Source organism: Bartonella sp. AS69XJJH (assembly GCF_042195585.1).
In the GTDB taxonomy this organism is placed as follows: Bacteria; Pseudomonadota; Alphaproteobacteria; order Rhizobiales; family Rhizobiaceae; genus Bartonella.
The window spans coordinates 45,334-63,565 of the sequence record NZ_JBHIOO010000004.1; the positions used below are offsets into that span (position 1 = coordinate 45,334).

Here is an 18,232-nt window from a genome sequence, read left to right on the forward strand (position 1 = left end):
GCGGTGGAGGTGAAGAGGGTGCCAATGGAGGGGCTGGATTGTAAAATGCGTCAAAATTGGAATGGGGGAATGGAGGGTGTTGGGTGAAAAGGGCTGATGCTCATTAATAGGCAAGTAATAGGCTGGTGATAGGTCAGTGATAGATTTGTGATAGATTTCAATGGGGCGGTTTATCGGAAGTTTGCTTGTTTTCTGTGAATTTGCAAAATCGTAAAAACGTGGAACTGTAATTGCTGGGATTTGTGGTTGGTGAAGAGCCGTGAGGGTTTTGAGGTGCTTGGGGTAAAGAGGGTGCCAATGGAGGGGCTGGATTGTAAAATGCGTCAAAATTGGAATGGGGGAATGGAGGGTGTTGGGTGAAAAGGGCTGATGCTCATTAATAGGCAAGTAATAGGCTGGTGATAGGTCAGTGATAGATTTGTGATAGATTTCAATGGGGCGGTTTATCGGAAGTTTGCTTGTTTTCTGTGAATTTGCAAAATCGTAAAAACGTGGAACTGTAATGTCTGGGATTTGTGGTTGGTGAAAAGCCGTGAGGGTTTTGGGCGCGGTTGGGGTAAAGGGGGGCGAAGTATGTTGAAGTGTTTTTTTAAGGAGGACGTTGAAATTTCTTTAAAAAAAGCTTGTCTGGTATAAGTATTAAGGGAAGACTATGGGCGGGAAGTCAACTCAAACCCGCTAAAATTTGGACTGTTGAAAGAGAAGATTTTCGTGGGAATCTTACGTTTTGTAGAAACCATTGTTCCGTAGAAACTGTCGTTCTTTGAGGTGTGGGGAGAAAGGTCAGTTTTAAAATAGACAAAAATTCTAAACACAATTTGCTGTTTTAAGTTTTATGCCATAACGCTCCATAAGATAACGCCCCATAAGATTATGCTTTATAAGTTGCGTGAGAGGGGGGGATAAGACATGTGAAGATCATAAACTGTGAGAGGGGGATAAGTCCGTGTGAGAAGGGTTAGAAATCGTTTGGTTCTGGAGCTGTTGATATAGGCATGCTGTTTAGAGGTGTAAGGGAGGGGGATTGTTTGTTCTCAAAGCCTATGATTTTAGAGAGTATGGGCTATTCAAGAGGGTGTTTCGAGTATGGGTAGAGATTGGAGGGGGCACGGCTTCTTGGCAAAGCCTAGGTATTGATCATAAGTTTTGTTTATTCATATGGTTTTTTATGGCATCTAGGACTTGTTGGCTTATCTCTTGGTGGGTTAGCCATCGTGAACCTTTTGGCGTTGTTTTTTGTCCTAATTGAATGGGGATAAAATCAACCTTGTTTTTGCGTGCGCAATCGATAATCATTTGATCATGCGTGTTGGAACCAAAAATATGAAGAATACATGGTGGTTTAGGCAAAAGAGCCAATCGTTCAATTAATGCGCAAGAAAATGCATGGGCGGGTGAATGAATCCATAATATGCAATATTTTAGATCATGCCATTGCTTCACAGCTTCTAAAAATTGTGCCTTTGATGCTGCACAATCATAATCCAATGGCATGCACATATGCTGTTTTTGCAATGCCTCAAGCTGGACTTTATGGGAAAGAAAGCGTGCAGCAATAATCACTTCTCGCGGCTCTAATGATTGACACAAAGGGGAAAGCATCCCTGTCCCCCCTACCACTAAATAACGATAGTGCGCATTCTTTTTTTTCATGCTCCCTCCCTTGTTGCTTTAAATCACACCGCGTTGCTTTAAAAATGTGTACATTTCATCAGCAAGCCTTTCACAACGTGTTTGTATCTCTTCACTTATAACTTTCCAAGTACGACCTTCATCATCGGAGGAAAAATCTTCAGTGGAAGAGGCGATTTGACATTGGAGTGCATAACCATAAAGCGTGCGCACCACCGGCAATAAATGCTCACACGGTTGTGCACATTTTTTGGCAGTACTCCCATGAGAGATAAGCCCAACTGGTTTATTTAAAAAGGCATTATAGCTCAAATTATCAAGAGCATTTTTTAAAACACCCGAATAAGACCCTTGATAAACGGGGCTTGCTAGAATAACGCCATCAGCCGCTGCAATGGTTTTTACAAACTGGCGAACCGCAGCACTTGGATTAGCCTCTACCTGCTGATGATAATCTGGATCTGTCATCGGTAAGGGCTGTTCACGCAAATCAACCCAATGAAGTGATGCACCCCGCTTCATGAGGCAATCTGCTAAATAACTGGCTAAAGTTCGTGTTAATGAAGGTTGACGCACAGACCCCAAAATAATTGCTATATTCAACAGGATTCTCCTTTTTCACGATAAGTCTTATGCAAGGCTTATAAAGAATTGTAAGTAAAATGACGCATACCATTATGCTGTCCATAAAGAGCAGTTGTGATGATACCGCATGGTCATAGAATCAAGTCATGCTAACAAGATTGTTGACAAAACAACACCTCAAAACCACATCTCAAACTTGCAAGCGAATGTCAGTGCTTTCATTAATATTAAAACGCGTGATCTTTAAAATAGTGGCTGTCTCGCTGTGTTAGAAGCGCTTTTATGAGTATATTCTAAGCGATTGGCTTGCAAGATCCCCAATGAAAAATGGAAGATATCGTCATATTTTGATTTATATATTTTGAATGATTATTGATCCTTTTTAATTGGAATAAGAGAGTTGTAAGATTTTCTCATTTCAAATGCTCTTATTGCGCGATCATTTGCACATCAATGGAAGTGACTTTTTTTATGTCTAAAGTGGGGGGGCGGAAAACAAGGGGGCGGAAAAAAATTGAGAAAAGAATAAAAATGTTTCTATCTTTTCAAGGGATAAGGGCTATCGTAGAAGCTAGGTATGGCTGTTGTAAGGGGGCAAGTGGGTAAGGTTGTTGTAGGGGAGTGGTATGGTGGTTGTAAGGGGGTAGCGGTAAGGTTGTTGTAGGGCGCGGGTATGGTGGTTGTAAGGGGTAGCGGTAAGGTTGTTGTAGGGCGCAGCGGTATGGCTGTTGTAGGGCGCAGCGGTAAGGTTGTTGTAGGGCGCGGGTATGGTGGTTGTAAGGGGGTAGCGGTAAGGTTGTTGTAGGGCGCAGCGGTAAGGTTGTTGTAGGGCGCGGGTATGGTGGTTGTAAGGGGGGTAGCGGTATGGCTGTTTGTAGGGCGCGCGGGTATGGCTGTTTGTAGGGCGTGCGGGTATGGTGGTTGTAAGGGCGCGGGGTATGGCTGTTGTAAGGGCGCGCGGTATGGTTGTTGTAGGGGTAGTGGGCGGCGCATGTGAATGGTGCTGGGTTATGCTTTTTATTGAAACAATAGGGGTGATAGAGTTTATATAAGAAAAGAATAAAAATGCTTCGATCTTTTCAAGAGATAGGGGTTGTTGTCGAAGCTAGATATGGCTGTTGTAGGGCGCGCGGGTATGGCTGTTGTAGGGGGCAGGTTTTGTTGTAGGAGCCGTGCGCCTAGGGTAAATGGGTCAATCGTAGGGGAACGAGTATGGCTTATCGCAAGGGGAGGGTATGGGTACCGTAGAGGCGGTGGGCGGCGCATGTGAATGGTGCTGGGTTATACTTTTTATTGAAACAATGGTGGTGATAGAGTTTATAGTAAGGGGGATATATTCATGGGGGCGCTATTGTTATCCCCTTCATGGGTGTTGTTCATGAAATGGGGTGGAGGCGCGTTGGTTTAGAAGTGTTGAGAGGTGTTTCTTTAAAACAAGCACGTGAATTGGCAAAAGTATTGGCAATATAAATATACAATACGAGTGTTCTCTTCGGTATTCTGTCTGACGATAATGGACGGAATTTTACTTGAGAGATTGTTTGTGTCCTTATAAAAGCCAAGGACAAACAGTTGTATAAAAGGGAAGAGCAAATGAAGGGGGAAAATTCCACATTTTATAACAAACGGTGCTCTGTTGTTTTTGGAAAATCATTTCGTTCTTATAAAGATCATATTATTATTTTTCTTATTTCTATCCTTATTGGGATAGGTCATAAAGCTCTTTTGATCCCCTTAGAATCCAAGTGGTCGTTGAGTGTATCGCAGGATAGCACTCTTTTAGCGCTCTTTGTGCTGCGTGAAGTCATCATGGTGTGTGTTGTTGCCTTGATGCCTGTTTTATTGGTGCTTTATCTCATCTTAACGTATTTGTTGAAAAAAAAGATTCAGCAGTTAAAAGAGGCTATCCAGCAACGGGGTCACACAACCGATCAACAAAATAATCCGTCAAAAAAGGATAGAGAAAAAATAAGCCGTTTTTTTATCGTATACTTTTGGTTGATATTTCTGCTAGACGTCTTTTTTCCTGCGGGTGTTGTCATGCTCATTTTAGAATTTTACTATTTTGTTTTCAAGCAGGTGAGAACGTATCGTAAAGTGAGACGGGCATTAAAACGCGTAAGATAAAGAGAGTGACAAGGCACTGTTGTAGCTATCGTGAGGGGGAAGAGGCAATGTTTGGAAGCTCGTGACATAGAGAAGAGGGGCTGAATGGTTGGAAAATCATCAGGCAAAGAGGAGAGCTTATTTTCGTTTGTAATGAGGAGGCTGCTCTTCATCATTTGGAAGAGCAACCGCGCTTTTAGAAAGTTTGGGTTTTTGTTGAAAATAAGGCAAGCGCCATACATCGCACTTTTAGTGGTTCTTAAAAGGGCGGGCATGAGATAAAAAATGCATTTTCATAAAAAAAAAGGAAGAGCAATGAAGGGGAAAAATTCAGCATTTTATAATGAACTACGCCATTTTTTCGAAAAAAGTGTTTTTTCTATGCGAGAGCGTGTTGTCATTTGTTTTCTCTCACTCATTATTGAGCTATGGAACAGGATTTTCTTTCTTGAGCTGTGGAACAGGATTCTCTCTCTCTCATCCTTGGATAGCAAAGAGTACAACATTTTCTCTCTTGAGCTGTGGAACAAGATTTTCTTTCTCCTATCCTTGGGTAGCAATGGAGAACGGACAGGGTGGTGGGATACACCTCTTTTTCTCTCTTTGTATGCGTTTTGGAAAGTTATTATAGTGTGTGTTTTGGTCTTGTTCCCAGTTATATTGATACTCGGCATCATATTGTGGTTTTTGTTGGTAAAAAATATTCGGAAATTGAAAGGAATAAACCAGCAACGGAGTAAAATAACCGATCAAAAGGATCGGTATAAAGAAAGTGTGAACTGGAAAATGGACGATATTCTTGTCATGATATTTGTTATCGTGCTTACGTTCGTAACGCTGTGGGTTGCTTGTATTCCCATGATGTTTTTGGAACTTTATTATGGTGTCTTTAAGCAGGTGAGAACGTATCGCTGTTTAAGAAAAGAACTTAAAAACGTCTTGCAAGAACAGGATACAGCGTTTGAGAAGTCATGAGAGGGAAAAATAATGAAGAAATTATGAGAAATTCAACATTTATAGGGATTGCTCTCTATACCATTTTGCCTCTGATATTTTTTGGTGCTCTTTCATGGGTTATCCGTAAATATTGCTCTAAGGAGCCGTGTTGAGGATGACATTGAGTGGAAGAAAAGCCGATTATGGACCATTATTGATTAAAGGGAATAAGAGCCCGTGGGATTTAGAGCCTAGGGTGAGCGCTTGTGATTTACTTCATTGTTTGAAATGTGAGGAAGGAACGGCTTTGGGAGCAGGTGGTCGCGGTATATGGGTTGTTTTCGTATTTTAGGTGCCTTGTTCATTCAAGCTTTGAAATGAATCCTATTGAAGTGGGGCTGCAGGGTGATTTTCTTGAAAATAGGAGAATTTTTTGGAAGAACAAAAGGACTGTGGAGTCTCATTGACTAAAGCACTTATGGGGAAGATCCGTCGACTAAAGCACTATGGGGAGGAGCTTAAGGAGAATGCCTTTGGGGTGAGCTTAAGAGGAGAGCCTTTGTCATTTGAGATGTGAGGAAGGGTGAAAATGTCATTTTTGGCAGTGTTAAGCTCTTTTACCTTTGAGATGTTTTTTTGTCTTTTTAAGCAGTCTTTGCCAATTAAGCAGCACTTGCTAAGCCTCAACAGCGTTTTAGTATGGTGATATTGATACAAAAATTTATGGTATTTTGTGTTTTTCAAGTCTGCTTCATGGATATTTGGAAGTAAATCCGATGACGTAGGGGCTGCAGGGTCATTTTCTTAAAAATAGGAGAATTTTCTTGCAGAAAAAGCTGAATTGTGACTATTTGGTGCGGTTTGAAAATCTTCACTGTTTGAGGTGTGAGGAAGGTAAGAGGGTAGCACAATACCACGAATATTATTATTTTTATTATGACGCAAACCATAATGGTCTGTGTACTTTTCTTGGTTCCGGTGATATTTCGGTTTCGCATCATCATAATGCGTAAATTGGAAAAAAATCCAGAAACGAGAAGAGGCAATCTCTGTGTGAGAGCAAACAAGATCTCTATTGCACGGGCTTTTTCAACGAGTGAGAGGGGAATACATGAAGAAGCAAAATTGGACATCAGAGCAAGAAGCGCATAAAGGAGCGCATTCTTTTTCGCTTCAGCAAGCGTTGCTTTCAGCAAAGGATTATAAAATTATCTTTGCTATTGCTGTTGTCATTATCATGTGGAGAATGGTTCTAGAAATACCAGGTGTATTAAATTGGCAGCTGACAGGATGGCAATATGTTGTGCATGCCGTTCTCTTTAAAACGACTCTCGTCATAACGGTCTGTGCCATTATTTTTATTCCCGTTATGTTACGGCTTCGCACCAAAGTGACGTGTGAGTTGCGAAAAAATATTCAGAAACTAGAAGAAGCAATCTCTGTACGAGAGCATATAAGCTCTCTGTCGCACGGGCTTTTTTAAAGACTGAGAGGGAAAAATGAACAGTGGTCCTATAGCAGTACTTCTATTAGATCCTGAGTTCTGGGTATTTATTGCTATTTTCATGATCATTATCATGCTTATTTTGGCTCTTTATATCTCTGTCTTTAAACGGATGAAAATGAATTTCCAAGTGAAAAGAGAGCTGGAAAGAGTGCTTAAAGAAAATGATCTTGCAACGCAGCAGTTTTGGAAAGATGAAGCCGTGGTGCAGGAGAGGCGTTTGCAACTAAAGGAAAAAGAGTTCTCTGTTGATTATGATGATGATGAAATTCTCACGATAGAAAGTGCAACAGGGCTTTTAAAAAGCTTGGGATGGTCGGTGGAAATCGAGGGCAAAGGAGATTATTTGGCAACCTTCTTTTTACCAGATCGCGAAGTGCAGTTTCTCTATAACGAGAAACCAGTGGAAGAATTTTCGCCTTTTGATCGCGGACTTTTAATTATGAGCGGTATTTTTGCTGCGGCTTGTCAGACGATTAATCCTCATAATTCTGGGGTTTTGCCAACGGTATTTATGAATTTTGTATCCAATGGATTGGAAATTTTTGAAGAAAAAGTGAGTGCCAAGCGTTTAAAGAAAGCACTCAATAAAACTTTAAAATGGACAATGGAAGATGATTCTTTGCATGAAATGTTTCGCTCTCAATATAGTCTTCCCCCTTGGGAAAAAGACTCTTTATCTTGGACATCGGATGATGACGTAGAGGACGTGGAGTTTGCACCTTATGCTTTGCTGCATCTTGCTGCTCTTGCCTTGCTGGGCGATGTTGAGACTTTAGCTTCTTATGATGAAAGTTTTACGGCAGGGGAGAAGCTTGGCTTTGATGAAACCATTGAAAAAGTTCATTTGGAACGCGCGATAGAGATCGCTCAAGAAGTGAAAGGGGCAGGAAATTTCAGTTACGATCTGCTGGAACGGGTTGCTGAGAAGTGGTCTATAGCCATAGACTATCAGCTTTTCAGAGTGAGATCTCCTAATACGTGTAATCAAAAACGAGATTTTCATAAAAAAATAGTCGAGGAGAAAAAACAAGAATTAAGGGAACAAGGATATATTGTGAGTGATGAACCGCTCGTCGCGCTTGAAGCAGAGGGGGTAAAACATGCTCCTGATATTACTTATATCAAAGATGGTAAAATCGCATTTATGGATATAAAAATTGATTAGTTTACTCTCCTGTTGAAGCCCCCCCTTATTTGAAAGATGTGAAAGCACTATGATTGAGGCGCTTTCACACCTTTCACACCAGAGCAAAATAAAGTGCTCGAAAAATCAAGAATAATAGCCAAGATTTAAAAAAATAGATTGAAAAGGGCTTGATCTTCAAAAATAGGGTTCTGGCCAATGTCCTGTGACTTTGGTGAAACCAGCCTCGAAGAAGCAGGAAATCAACAGTATATTTAATCAGAAATGATCATATTTACATCAGTTTGATAGAACGGAGAAAAATCGACTATAAATACTGCTATCTTTTTAAAGACGGTTCCTTTTTTGTTAGAAAATATTCATGAATTATCGCTTATTCAAGCACTATAGAGAAGGTCCATTAAGCTTATTCAAGCGCTATGGGGAAGACCATTGACTAAAGCGCTTATGGGAAAGGTTTGTTGACTAAAGCACTATGAGGGGCGAGCTTAAGAGAAGAGCCTTTGTCATTTGAGGTGTGAGGAAGGGTAAAAATGTCATTTTTGGCAGTGTTAAGCTCTTTTGCCTTTGAGATGTTTTGGTGCTCTTTCATGGGGTGTCTGTAAATATTGCTCTAAGGAGCCGTGTTGAGGATAACATTGAGTGGAAGAAAAGCCGATTATGGACCATTATTGATTAAAGGGAATAAGAGCCCGTGGGATTTAGAGCCTAGGGTGAGCGCTTGTGATTTACTTCATTGTTTGAAATGTGAGGAAGGAACGGCTTTGGGAGCAGGTGGTCGCGGTATATGGGTTGTTTTCGTATTTTAGGTGCCTTGTTCATTCAAGCTTTGAAATGAATCCTATTGAAGTGGGGCTGCAGGGTGATTTTCTTGAAAATAGGAGAATTTTTTGGAAGAACAAAAGGACTGTGGAGTCTCATTGACTAAAGCACTTATGGGGAAGATCCGTCGACTAAAGCACTATGGGGAGGAGCTTAAGGAGAATGCCTTTGGGGTGAGCTTAAGAGGAGAGCCTTTGTCATTTGAGATGTGAGGAAGGGTAAAAATGTCATTTTGAAGGCGGTGGTATTTAGCCAATAAAAATAAAAACACAATAAAAATTAAATTAAAACACTGGAAAAATTAAATTAAAACACTGGAAAAATTAAATTAAAACACTGGAAAAATTAAATTAAAACATCGGAACAGTTAAACTAAAAAGGCCCCATTTAAAAAGGGCCTTTTTATTTAAATTTTACAATATACACAAAATGTATATAACCTTATTTTAAGAACTTTTTGTATCTTATACTCTAGTGGAAACAAGTTGTATAAAATATATAATAATGGATCCTAAAAAACCAGCTATTGCATTCAATAAACTTTTTCCTTTCTCGTATATATCGTTTATTGATGCTTGTTCTGAGGCGCTTCTATTACTGACTTTCAGTATATTCAATGTATCCGATGTGTCCCTTACTTGTTTAACAAACTGTAAATTTGTTTTCTCAATAGTATAAGGTGCAACAATAGGAGAGGGTTCTTTATTGACTATACGATCAGATTTTTGAATCGCGAGAGCTAAACCACTTGTAATCGCCCCCGCTATGAAAAAATATCTGATATTCATAGTTTTTTCTCCTATATTTATTTCGATAAATAAATATCGATACGTATCATATATAAATTCGATTTAAATAACTATAGTAAAAATACAACAATCACAAAAAAGAATAAAGTTTGTCTATATTTTGACAAAATTTACCCTTAATTGCCTTAATGAATTCTTTCAGATTCGATTTTATGAAGGCGTAAAAAAGTTTGAAAGCTCTGTAGGCAAGTGGAAGCCCATAAGGTGGGTGATACAATAGTTGCTAGCAAACTTCTCTTTTGTGCTTTTGACCAAGGATTCATAAAAATGAGGGTTCATAAAAATGAGATGCGATGAAAGTTGATTAAAACCCGAGAAGGGAAGGGTGTACTCTTTTTTAAGGCGCGGAGTGCATCCTCTACAGTTTGGATACTTGCCTTTGAGGGTTCGGCGGTATCCGTTTGAGGGGAAGGGTGCACTCTATTTGAGGGCTGGAGTGCATCCTCTACAGTTTGGATACTTGCCTTTGAGGGTTCGGCAGTATCCGTTGAGGGGAAGGGTGCACTCTTTTTGAAGGCGGAGTGCATCCTCTACAGTTTGGATACTTGCCTTTGAGGGTTTGGCAGTATCCGTTGAGGGGAAGGGTGCACTCTATTTGAGGGCTTTGAGTGCATCCTCTACAGTTTGGATACTGCCTTTATTGAGGGTTTGGCAGTATCCGTTTGAGGGGAAGGGTGCACTCTTTTTGAGGGCTGGAGTGCACCCTCTACAGTTTGGATACTGCTTGATGAGGGTTTGACAGTATCCGTTGAGGGGAAGGGTGCACTCTTTTGAAGGCGGAGTGCATCCTCTACAGTTTGGATACTGCTTGAGGGTTTGGCAGTATCCGTTTGAGGGGAAGGGTGCACTCTTTTTTAAGGGCTTTGAGTGCACCCTCTACAGTTTGGATACTGCTTGATGAGGGTTTGGCGGTATCCGTTTGAGGGGAAGGGTGCACTCTTTTTTAAGGCGCGGAGTGCATCCTTTCCATGGATTGAATGCACTCTTTGGAGGCTAGAGTACATCCATAGGGAAAGGTATATTCTATAAGAAACAGAGATAACCAAAAGATTTGTTTTTATATTTTATATTGGTAGGTTGCTGTATTTGTGAGGGCTATTCATTTTTTATTCTCAATATTTAAGATGATTATGTGATCAGGGTTGTTCGTCAATACAATCGTAAAAGACGCTGGGTATTTTTATAAAAATTAAGATATTTTTGTGCCTTTTTTTTGTTTTTTTTGTGTTTACACAAGATTTGCACGGCTTTTCAACAGTTTGTTTTTTAGCTTCGCTAATGGCGGTGGCTAAACATTTCAATTATTTTAACTGTCTCAACACCGCCAAGAATAGTGCTTTATAATATGACAAAATAAGATGACAAAATGAGCAGTGTAACTTTTGATTCTTGAGGAATGTTGGAAAATGGGGAGGTTAGGAGAGATGTTGTGTATATTTTTAGTTTATCTCTTAAGGGAGGAAGATGAACATATTTGAGAAGAATATGAAGTGCTATAGATAAAACTCCGTCTTTTCGGATTTATTTTTTATTTGGCCGGATTTATTTTTTTTATTTGGTTTGACAGTTAAAGAGCAATAGCGGAATGGAATCACGCTTGCTTCATGTTTTTATCCTCGATGCTTTAGATTTTTCTCGTGGGGATTTCATTTTCTCATGGGGTTTTACGTGAGTCGCGTAAAACCAAATGTTTCAAACAGAATATACTTGTGTTGCACATTTACGTCCTTGTTTTAAAAACATCATGTTGTCTTATCATCACAATGTTGTTGGAGAATAGGGGTTGTTGGAGAATGGAGTGTTGGAGAATGGGGTGTTGGTGAATGGGGTGTTGGTGAATGGGGTGTTGGTGAATGGGGTGTTGGTGAATGGGGTGTTGGTGAATGGGGTAATGGAGAAATCTCTTGTGAAGTGGATCAGCCCTTTTTCAAAACGCATAAGGGGAAAGCCAGCACTATCATACTATGTTTAGCGCCGCATGGGATAACAGCATGGGATAACAGCTTTTGACTCTTGAGCCTGTTCATAGGAGGCATTTTGATTCTTTATATTCGAAATCTTCGAAGTGTGTTATTTCATATGTCTCTCATGTTTGTAACGTGGAAAAGACAGGTTTGTAACGTGTAAAAGATATGCTGTTGATTGATGCAACATGAAATAAATTCGAAATGAGAGAATCCCTATGATACTCGGGTCTCTTAATTTTAATATGAATAACGGGCGATGATAATTATAAATCAATATGTTGTCGTGATACATCAAGCGGTTGGTGGGGTATAGGATTTGGTGGGGTATAGGATAAAGAAAGTCATCAAATATAAGTCATTCTGTTATGGCGTAAAACATTGTCATTTGAGGTTTGCTGATATGAAGCAAGCCGGCGCTTTGGATATGTTTTAAGTGTTTTTTTAAGGGTGGGGTGGATCTTTAGGACAGAGCTTGCTCGTATTGCGCCTTGAGTTTAACTGAAAACCCCTAAATAGAAAACAAAGAGTGAATGGAAAGCCCAAAGTGACGTGTATCCAAGCTGTTTGTCGATCAGATTTGGGTTAAATCTTTGTTCCTTGAGGAGGGAACGGAAAGCCAATTTGACAAAAGAATGATCTATTTTTCGGGGAGATCTTATGGAGGAATATAACAAAGCTCGTAAGAGAGTGATTGAAGACAATACAGTCATAAAAAAAGTACAGTCATAAAAAAAAGTCCTCCATTGTAATCAGAGGACTAAAAGCAGGAGAATTTTAACATTGATGAGTAGGACATATAAAAAATAAATTTAAAAGGCTGTATTAAATATACAAATCCATATTTAAAAAGCCTACTACACTATAACTAGCAGAGAATTGAAAAGATATCAATATAAAAAATACTTTTACAAAAGAAAATTTTGTTATTTTGTATTTAAAGTTAATGAATACTTTTTTCAATTGAATATTTATTTTGATACTCGATATTAATTAAACTATATTTAAAGATGTTATGATGTATGCATGCGTCTTGAACAAAACTTATTCTTCAATAAAAATGAATAAAGAGTATCTCATGATGACAAGATTGATGCGGGGGAAGGATTTTTGTTCTTAAGGTTGCGAAGTATATCTTAAGTGTGTGTGGGGGGAAGTATTGTCCTTTTGGGTGTGGGGTGATAGAAAAGGTGGGTGGGGAAGCTGCTCGATGGTTGAGCCCGTGTGGTTGGGGGGCTTTAGAGAGGGTGGGCAACATAGGGGGCAGCTTAAAATGGTGAGGAGGGGATTATTCAGAATGTTTATGGTTTGCATATCCCCAATGAAATGCGAGCAAGTCTAAACAATCTCGTAAATGATCGGCAAGGGAATTTTGTTTGCGTTTTGAAGAACTTAATTCTTTGATTGCTTGTCCATGGCCGATAACGCGTTCAAGCAGTGAATAGCCAAGAATACCAAGTTGTACTTTGATTGTTTTTAAATGATTGGAGGCTTCTATTTGACGTTCAATGGGGTGTGTGTACCCTTGGCTACAGGAAACCTTTTCACGGGTATAGTCAAGGCTCATGTGGAGATCGGCTTGGCTTTGACGCCAGTAAAAATAAAAACGTTCTGCCGCTTTATATTGGGGTTTGCTGAGATGTCCTTTCGCATATAAAAGTGCAATGGGACTGCTTTGTGCATTGGCAATGGCATTGATGGTACGCGGGTTGCTGGAACTTTCTGGATGATGGGGTTGAAAATAAGGATTATGCGTTTCAACAGCAATTTCTTGCGTCTTTAAATGACCAATGTGCTTTCCTTGATTTTGATGATCAAGAGGGCAGGTTTGCGTATTTTTTTTCTCGTGATGGGTCATAGCATCTCCTTAAAAATTATCGTTTGCTTCTCGTTTTTAAAAAATGTTGCTTGCTTTAGGCAAAAGAGGGGGATGAGAGGAAGACATGTGTTGGAGTGTGCGTGTGGGTATGCGTTCTTGGGGGCGACTTGGACTGTTGCGCTTTGTGTGGGGGGAGCCCCATGGACTTGGCTCTTGAAAGGAGGGGTGTTTTGTTACAAGGTGGATTATCCTTGAATGGCTTGAGGGGGAAGTGGAATGATGTTGCGCGGTGTTTTGTCTTTGAAAAGACTGGTATTTTTCTGCATTGTGGTTGTTGTCTTTGTGTCTGTTTATATGGAAATGAAGGCGTTGGGGATGACGTGGGGAGTATTTTTACGGGCTGTGGTATTTTATGGCACTCCCGGCATTTTCCTTATGTTTGGTTATGAAGTCATGCAGCGGCGTGGTGTAAAAAAGGGTTTGTTCTTCAAGATGGTGTTGTTGAGCTTCATTTTGGCTGCTGTCACTGATTTTATTTATAAGCAAGCCGAGCATTTTGGTTTGGCTCAGGTGTGGTTCTCAAACAGTTGGGGCTTTCACATTCTTTTTGGCGTTGTCTTTGGTCTTATCATTGGGCTTATTGGTTTAGGGGCAAAGCGTCTTGGGTTTAGGCTTTCATTCTTTGAAAAGGATTGATCTTTTGCTGCATTTTTGGCATGGTCTCTGATTTTTGCTTAATAAAGGAGCGGGGCGTATGGTGGTTACGTGGGACATGTTTTTGAAGGGGCTGGTGTTTTGCATGATGGGCGTGACCTTTAATTTTACTGCTGTGAGGGGTATTTGATGTCGAACGATGTGATGGTTGTGCCGTGGTTGGCATTTTTCTGTCCTTTGGCTCTCGCCTTTGTTTCTATTTATGCGGGAATAAGGTTTTTCGGGTTTACAAGGAAGGACTTTTTTAAGGGTGGGGTGCTTGTATTCTTTGTTGGCGTGACCTCTAAGTTTGTTTATGCGCAAGCCAAGCATTTTGGTTTGACTTGGGTGTGGTTCTCAAACAGTTGGGGCTTTCACATTCTTTTTGGCGTTGTCTTTGGTCTTATCATTGGTCTTATTTATCGTGGGGCAAAGCGTTTTGGGTTTAGGCTTTCATTCTTTGAAAAGGATTGATCTTTTGCTGCATTTTTGGCATGGTCTCTGATTTTTACTTAATAAAGGAGCGGGGCGGATGGTGGTTACGCGGGATATGTTTTTGAAGGGACTGGCGTTTTTCTGCATTTTTGGCTTGGTCCTTGGTTTTGCTTATGAGGATGCGGGGCGGCCGGTTATGACGTGGGAGGTGTTTTGGCAGGGGGTGGAGCTTTCTTGCATTGCTGGAGCGACCCTTTGTTTTATTGTTGTGGGAGCAGACCGTAGGACTGTATCGTGGGGCGTGTGTTTGAAGGCTGTGGTGTTTTGCACCATTGCTGTCGTGGTTCTTGGCTTTGCTTATAAGGGAGTAAAGCGTTTTGATATATCGTGGGAGTTTTTAGTGATAGGAGCGGTGTTTGTTGCATTGCTAGAGCTGTCCTTGGTTTTGCTTATGAGGATGCGGGGTAAGGGGATATCGCGTGGGGTGTCTTTTTTGAAGTTTCTGGTGTTTTCCTGCGTTGTTGGAGCTGTTGTTGGGTTGGCGCATGTGGGCGCTAAGCATATGGGGGTTCGCTGGTTTGTGATCTCGAACAATGGGGTGTTTCTGGGCACTATTGGACTTGTTCCTCTTTTTGCTCTGGAGGGGGTAAGGTGTATGCGTGTTCTGTTGGGGTGGGGCTTAAAAAGAATGAGCATTTTTCTTTTCCACGGGCGTGGTCTTTGATGTTCTTTCTGTGAGGGGTATTTGATGTCGAACGATGTGATGTTTTGGCTGTTGTTGGGGTTTTTCTGCTTTTTTGCTCTGGCTTTGATTTTTATTTATAAGGGAGCAAAGCGTCGCTCTGTTACAGAGTGGGTGTTTTGGAGATGGGTGGTGTTTTATGGCGTTGTTGCCTCCTACCTTGGTTTTGTTTATGTGGGCGTGGGCAGGCGCGCTGTTGACGGGGAGCTGCTCTTGAAGGGGGCGGTGTTTTCTTGCATTTTTGCAACTGTCCTTGGTTTGGTGCATCTGGGGTTTGGTGCATCTGGGCGTCAAGAGTATGCCTGTTGCTTGGCAAGTGTTCTTAAAGGCGGTCATGTTTTGTTGCATGATGGGCTTTATCCTGTGGTTTGCTGCTGTGGGTGTCAGAGATATGGATAGCATAAGGGCGCTATTCTTAAAGGGATTGCTCTTGTCTGTATTGTTGAAAGTGCTCTTGGGGTTCTTTATACGCGAGCAAAGTGATACGGTGTTACAGAGGTCGTTGCGTGCTTTGAATTTTGTGCTGTTTTTCTGCATTTTGGCACTAATTCTTGTTTTTACCCGTCTGGGAGCAGAGAATCTAGGGTTAAGCTGGCTTTGGTTCTCGAATGAGAGGGTGTTTCTCTTTATTGTTGGATTTCTTTCTCCTTTGATTTATCAGGGTGTAAGGTCTGCGCGTGTTCTATGGGCTTGGTTCTTAAAGTAGGGGGTGTTTTCCTACCTTTTTATTGTTGTCGTTATTTGTACTTATAGGATTTCAAAGCGCTTCGATATTCCATGGTGGCGGGTGACGTTTTATTGTATTTGTGGTATTTCCCTCTTTTTGAAGGAAGTGCTGTTTTACGGCATTTTAGGAGTCGTCCTTTTTTTGGCTCTTTTAGGGGATGGAGAGTATGGACATACCGTGGGGACTATTGTCCTTGATAGGGATCGTTTTTGCTGCACTGTTGGAGTGGTTTTTGATTTTGCATATGAGGCGGCGGCAAGATGGGGTGGTGATGCGTTGTTTGTGGCTATTGAAGGGGTTGGTGTTTTGCGCCATTGTTGGAGCGATCTTTTTTTGTTTGCCTTTGGGAACAGAGAATATGGGGTTGGGTTGGCTTTGGTTCTCGAAGGATTGGGTGTTTTTTATCATTTGTGGATTTATCCTTCCTGTTGTTTATGTGGGAGCAAGGTGTTGCGCGTGTGAAGGCGGAGACGTTTTTTAAGAGAGTGGGGTTTATGGAGCATTAAAGATAACGTCGAGGGAATGATTGTTCAAAAGAACAGCGATAGCGGTAGGTTTGGGGATCAAACCAAAGCCCTACTTTGCCTTCAAAATCACCAGAACGTTGTTTGGCAATATTCATAATGACGCCGGGGCGTTTGGCTAAATCTGCTTTTTCTTGTGCTAGAGAGGCGGCAAAGATTTTATCTTCTAATGACCGATTGCGCCAAATGGTGATAATGTTAAAGGCATTGGCACCAATCTCTGAGGCGCCTTTAATGTCTTCTGTGCTGGGAATATCTTTATCCAGACCGCCTTTGCGGGCATGGGCTACAAGGTGAATATGTACACTGTTTAAAACAGCCCAATCAACCATTTTATAAACGGCTTGTTCTTGTTTTGCATAATCATCTGAGGCAATGCCAAGCCGCATCAAACTGTCGATGATAAATTGATCGCAGCCATAGCGCGCGCGGCAATAGTCAAACACATCCAGCAAGGTATCAACGTTTGATTTACCAACATGTTCATAAAGAATAAGCCCATCGTCTAAAAAATGAAGAATCCGTTCAATCGTCTCTTTTGTAGGCTGTTCTAAGCCGCCCGTTTGTTTGGTTAAACGGCGGAGCGATTGTTCTCCTTTCATTTCTAGAGACGCTAAGCAAAGGCGACTCTTTTGCGCAATCCAATGGGGAATACAGTCTGATAACAATTGGCTTTTGCCTGCACCACTCGCACCACTCCAGAGCGTTAATTCTGCTGGGCGGAAATGCAATTTGTCCTTCAGTTTAGGATAGGGAACCGTATAACCAAGATGTTTTTCAGGCTCTGGCCAAAAAAGCCCAATTACTTGATCTTTATAATCTGAGGCGCGCCGTAAACCTTCTGGTGCAAAGCTTTGTGCTGAGGAAAAGGCGGCTTTTATGGTGGCGCTATCAATCCCTGCGGTTAAACAGTCATTGGCATCTTTGCGGGGTAAACGTACACGGTAGCAACGGTGACGCCCAAGCCTGCTGGCAATTTCACGGGCTGCTTCTTCTCCGGGCTGGTCCATATCGGTGGCTAAAAAAATCGTTTCAAAAGATTCTAAATGATCAAATTCATTTTCAATCCAGTTGTGTTTGCCTCCACTTCCTCCCCCAAAGGGAACAGAAACCGCCGGATATCCATAGGCGGCTAAGGATAGCGCATCAATTTCTCCTTCAGTGATAACAATTGTACGGTTTGTTGAAGAAAGCGTGGGGAATGGCGCGCTCTCCATTAAGGGCGCCTGCTGGGATGCCTGCTGGGGCGCCTGCTGAGGTGTGTGCTGGGGTGCCTGCTGAGATGTGTGCTGAGGTGCCTGCTGAGATGCGTGCTGAGGTGCATGCTGAGGCGCCTGCTGAGGTGTGTGCTGAGATGCCTGCTGGGGTGTGTGCTGGGGTGTGTGCTGGGGTGCCTGCTGAGATGCGTGCTGAGATGCCTGCTGGGGTGTGTGCTGGGGCGCCTGCTGAGGTGTGTGCTGAGATGCCTGCTGAGGTGTGTGCTGAGGTGTGTGCTGGGATGCCTGTTGGGGCGCCTGCTGGGGTGTGTGTTGGGGTGCCTGCTGAGATGTGTGCTGAGGTGCCTGCTGAGATGCGTGCTGAGGTGTGTGCTGGGGTGCCTGCTGAGATGTGTGCTGGGGCGCCTGCTGAGGTGCCTGCTGAGGTGTGTGCTGGGTCGCCTGCTGAGGCGTGTGTTGGGGCGCTTGCTGGGGTGTGTGCTGGGGTGTGTGCTGAGGTGCATGCTGAGGCGTGTGCTGGGGTGTGTGCTGAGGTGCATGCTGAGGCGTGTGCTGGGGTGTGTGCTGGGG

The 18,232-nt window shown here is 41.9% G+C and carries 20 protein-coding genes and 1 pseudogene; 15 read left to right on the plus strand and 6 right to left on the minus strand.

The genetic code is table 11. The features are described 5' to 3' along the window. The 3 genes from ACFIK6_RS03005 to ACFIK6_RS03015 form a co-directional block, all read right to left on the minus strand. On the minus strand, nt 1-387 hold a 387-nt coding region (locus tag ACFIK6_RS03005; RefSeq protein WP_375677350.1), incomplete at its 3' end, for a hypothetical protein. Nucleotides 388-1,137: 750 nt separating this feature from the next. Then, nucleotides 1,138-1,653, minus strand: a complete 516-nt coding sequence (locus ACFIK6_RS03010) for a short-chain dehydrogenase (protein WP_375641728.1) — start codon at nt 1,651-1,653, stop codon at nt 1,138-1,140. Nucleotides 1,654-1,671: 18 nt separating this feature from the next. Beyond that, complete coding sequence (locus ACFIK6_RS03015; RefSeq protein ID WP_375641729.1) at nt 1,672-2,235, minus strand: NADPH-dependent FMN reductase; 564 nt, start codon at nt 2,233-2,235, stop codon at nt 1,672-1,674. A 655-nt stretch (nt 2,236-2,890) separates the two neighbouring features. Here ACFIK6_RS03015 and ACFIK6_RS03020 point away from each other — a divergent pair. The 9 genes from ACFIK6_RS03020 (at nt 2,891) to ACFIK6_RS03060 (ending at nt 8,719) form a co-directional block, all read left to right on the plus strand. Next, on the plus strand, nt 2,891-3,022 hold the full coding sequence (locus ACFIK6_RS03020; RefSeq protein WP_375677351.1) for a hypothetical protein: 132 nt from the start codon (nt 2,891-2,893) through the stop codon (nt 3,020-3,022). Nucleotides 3,023-3,131: 109 nt separating this feature from the next. After that, a complete protein-coding gene (locus ACFIK6_RS03025; protein ID WP_375677352.1) occupies nt 3,132-3,269 on the plus strand; it encodes a hypothetical protein in 138 nt (45 codons plus the stop codon). Between the two features lie 44 nt (nt 3,270-3,313). Next, the gene (locus tag ACFIK6_RS03030) at nt 3,314-3,487 is read left to right on the plus strand and encodes a hypothetical protein (RefSeq protein ID WP_375641731.1); all 174 of its coding nucleotides are present in this window, start codon (nt 3,314-3,316) and stop codon (nt 3,485-3,487) included. A gap of 323 nt (nt 3,488-3,810) precedes the next feature. Next, a complete protein-coding gene (locus tag ACFIK6_RS03035) occupies nt 3,811-4,344 on the plus strand; it encodes a hypothetical protein (protein ID WP_375641732.1) in 534 nt (177 codons plus the stop codon). A 669-nt stretch (nt 4,345-5,013) separates the two neighbouring features. Beyond that, nucleotides 5,014-5,298 carry a hypothetical protein gene (locus ACFIK6_RS03040; protein ID WP_375677353.1) on the plus strand — a complete coding sequence of 95 codons (285 nt, stop codon included), beginning with the start codon at nt 5,014-5,016 and terminating at the stop codon, nt 5,296-5,298. A gap of 136 nt (nt 5,299-5,434) precedes the next feature. Next, nucleotides 5,435-5,611, plus strand: coding sequence for a hypothetical protein (locus ACFIK6_RS03045; RefSeq protein ID WP_375641734.1), 177 nt, complete (start codon nt 5,435-5,437; stop codon nt 5,609-5,611). Between the two features lie 759 nt (nt 5,612-6,370). Continuing rightward, nucleotides 6,371-6,742: a hypothetical protein gene (locus tag ACFIK6_RS03050; RefSeq protein ID WP_375641735.1), complete on the plus strand. Its 372-nt coding sequence runs from the start codon at nt 6,371-6,373 to the stop codon at nt 6,740-6,742. A 16-nt stretch (nt 6,743-6,758) separates the two neighbouring features. Beyond that, nucleotides 6,759-7,931, plus strand: a complete 1,173-nt coding sequence (locus ACFIK6_RS03055; protein ID WP_375641736.1) for a DUF6990 domain-containing protein — start codon at nt 6,759-6,761, stop codon at nt 7,929-7,931. 605 nt (nt 7,932-8,536) lie between these two features. Then, a complete protein-coding gene (locus ACFIK6_RS03060) occupies nt 8,537-8,719 on the plus strand; it encodes a hypothetical protein (protein WP_375641737.1) in 183 nt (60 codons plus the stop codon). A gap of 477 nt (nt 8,720-9,196) precedes the next feature. Here ACFIK6_RS03060 and ACFIK6_RS03065 read toward each other — a convergent pair whose 3' ends face one another. Continuing rightward, nucleotides 9,197-9,520: a hypothetical protein gene (locus ACFIK6_RS03065; protein WP_375641738.1), complete on the minus strand. Its 324-nt coding sequence runs from the start codon at nt 9,518-9,520 to the stop codon at nt 9,197-9,199. 1,819 nt (nt 9,521-11,339) lie between these two features. On the opposite strand from ACFIK6_RS03065, the gene ACFIK6_RS03070 reads away from it, so the two are divergent. After that, nucleotides 11,340-11,513, plus strand: a complete 174-nt coding sequence (locus ACFIK6_RS03070) for a hypothetical protein (RefSeq protein WP_375677354.1) — start codon at nt 11,340-11,342, stop codon at nt 11,511-11,513. Nucleotides 11,514-12,793: 1,280 nt separating this feature from the next. Here ACFIK6_RS03070 and ACFIK6_RS03075 read toward each other — a convergent pair. Continuing rightward, nucleotides 12,794-13,363 (minus strand): hypothetical protein, encoded by a 570-nt coding sequence (locus ACFIK6_RS03075; protein ID WP_375641739.1) that lies wholly within the window; start codon nt 13,361-13,363, stop codon nt 12,794-12,796. 237 nt (nt 13,364-13,600) lie between these two features. Between ACFIK6_RS03075 and ACFIK6_RS03080 the strand changes: the two genes are divergently transcribed. The 5 genes from ACFIK6_RS03080 (at nt 13,601) to ACFIK6_RS03100 (ending at nt 16,383) form a co-directional block, all read left to right on the plus strand. Continuing rightward, on the plus strand, nt 13,601-14,020 hold the full coding sequence (locus ACFIK6_RS03080) for a hypothetical protein (RefSeq protein WP_375641740.1): 420 nt from the start codon (nt 13,601-13,603) through the stop codon (nt 14,018-14,020). A 147-nt stretch (nt 14,021-14,167) separates the two neighbouring features. Next, the gene (locus tag ACFIK6_RS03085) at nt 14,168-14,491 is read left to right on the plus strand and encodes a hypothetical protein (protein WP_375677355.1); all 324 of its coding nucleotides are present in this window, start codon (nt 14,168-14,170) and stop codon (nt 14,489-14,491) included. A 58-nt stretch (nt 14,492-14,549) separates the two neighbouring features. After that, nucleotides 14,550-15,176, plus strand: coding sequence for a hypothetical protein (locus ACFIK6_RS03090; protein ID WP_375677356.1), 627 nt, complete (start codon nt 14,550-14,552; stop codon nt 15,174-15,176). 24 nt (nt 15,177-15,200) lie between these two features. Continuing rightward, nucleotides 15,201-15,593, plus strand: a complete 393-nt coding sequence (locus ACFIK6_RS03095) for a hypothetical protein (RefSeq protein ID WP_375641743.1) — start codon at nt 15,201-15,203, stop codon at nt 15,591-15,593. Nucleotides 15,594-15,903: 310 nt separating this feature from the next. Further along, a complete protein-coding gene (locus ACFIK6_RS03100) occupies nt 15,904-16,383 on the plus strand; it encodes a hypothetical protein (protein WP_375641744.1) in 480 nt (159 codons plus the stop codon). Between the two features lie 40 nt (nt 16,384-16,423). Here ACFIK6_RS03100 and ACFIK6_RS03105 read toward each other — a convergent pair. Then, a pseudogene (locus ACFIK6_RS03105) lies at nt 16,424-17,632 on the minus strand (bifunctional DNA primase/helicase); the annotation flags it as partial. Nucleotides 17,633-18,232 lie beyond the last annotated feature (600 nt).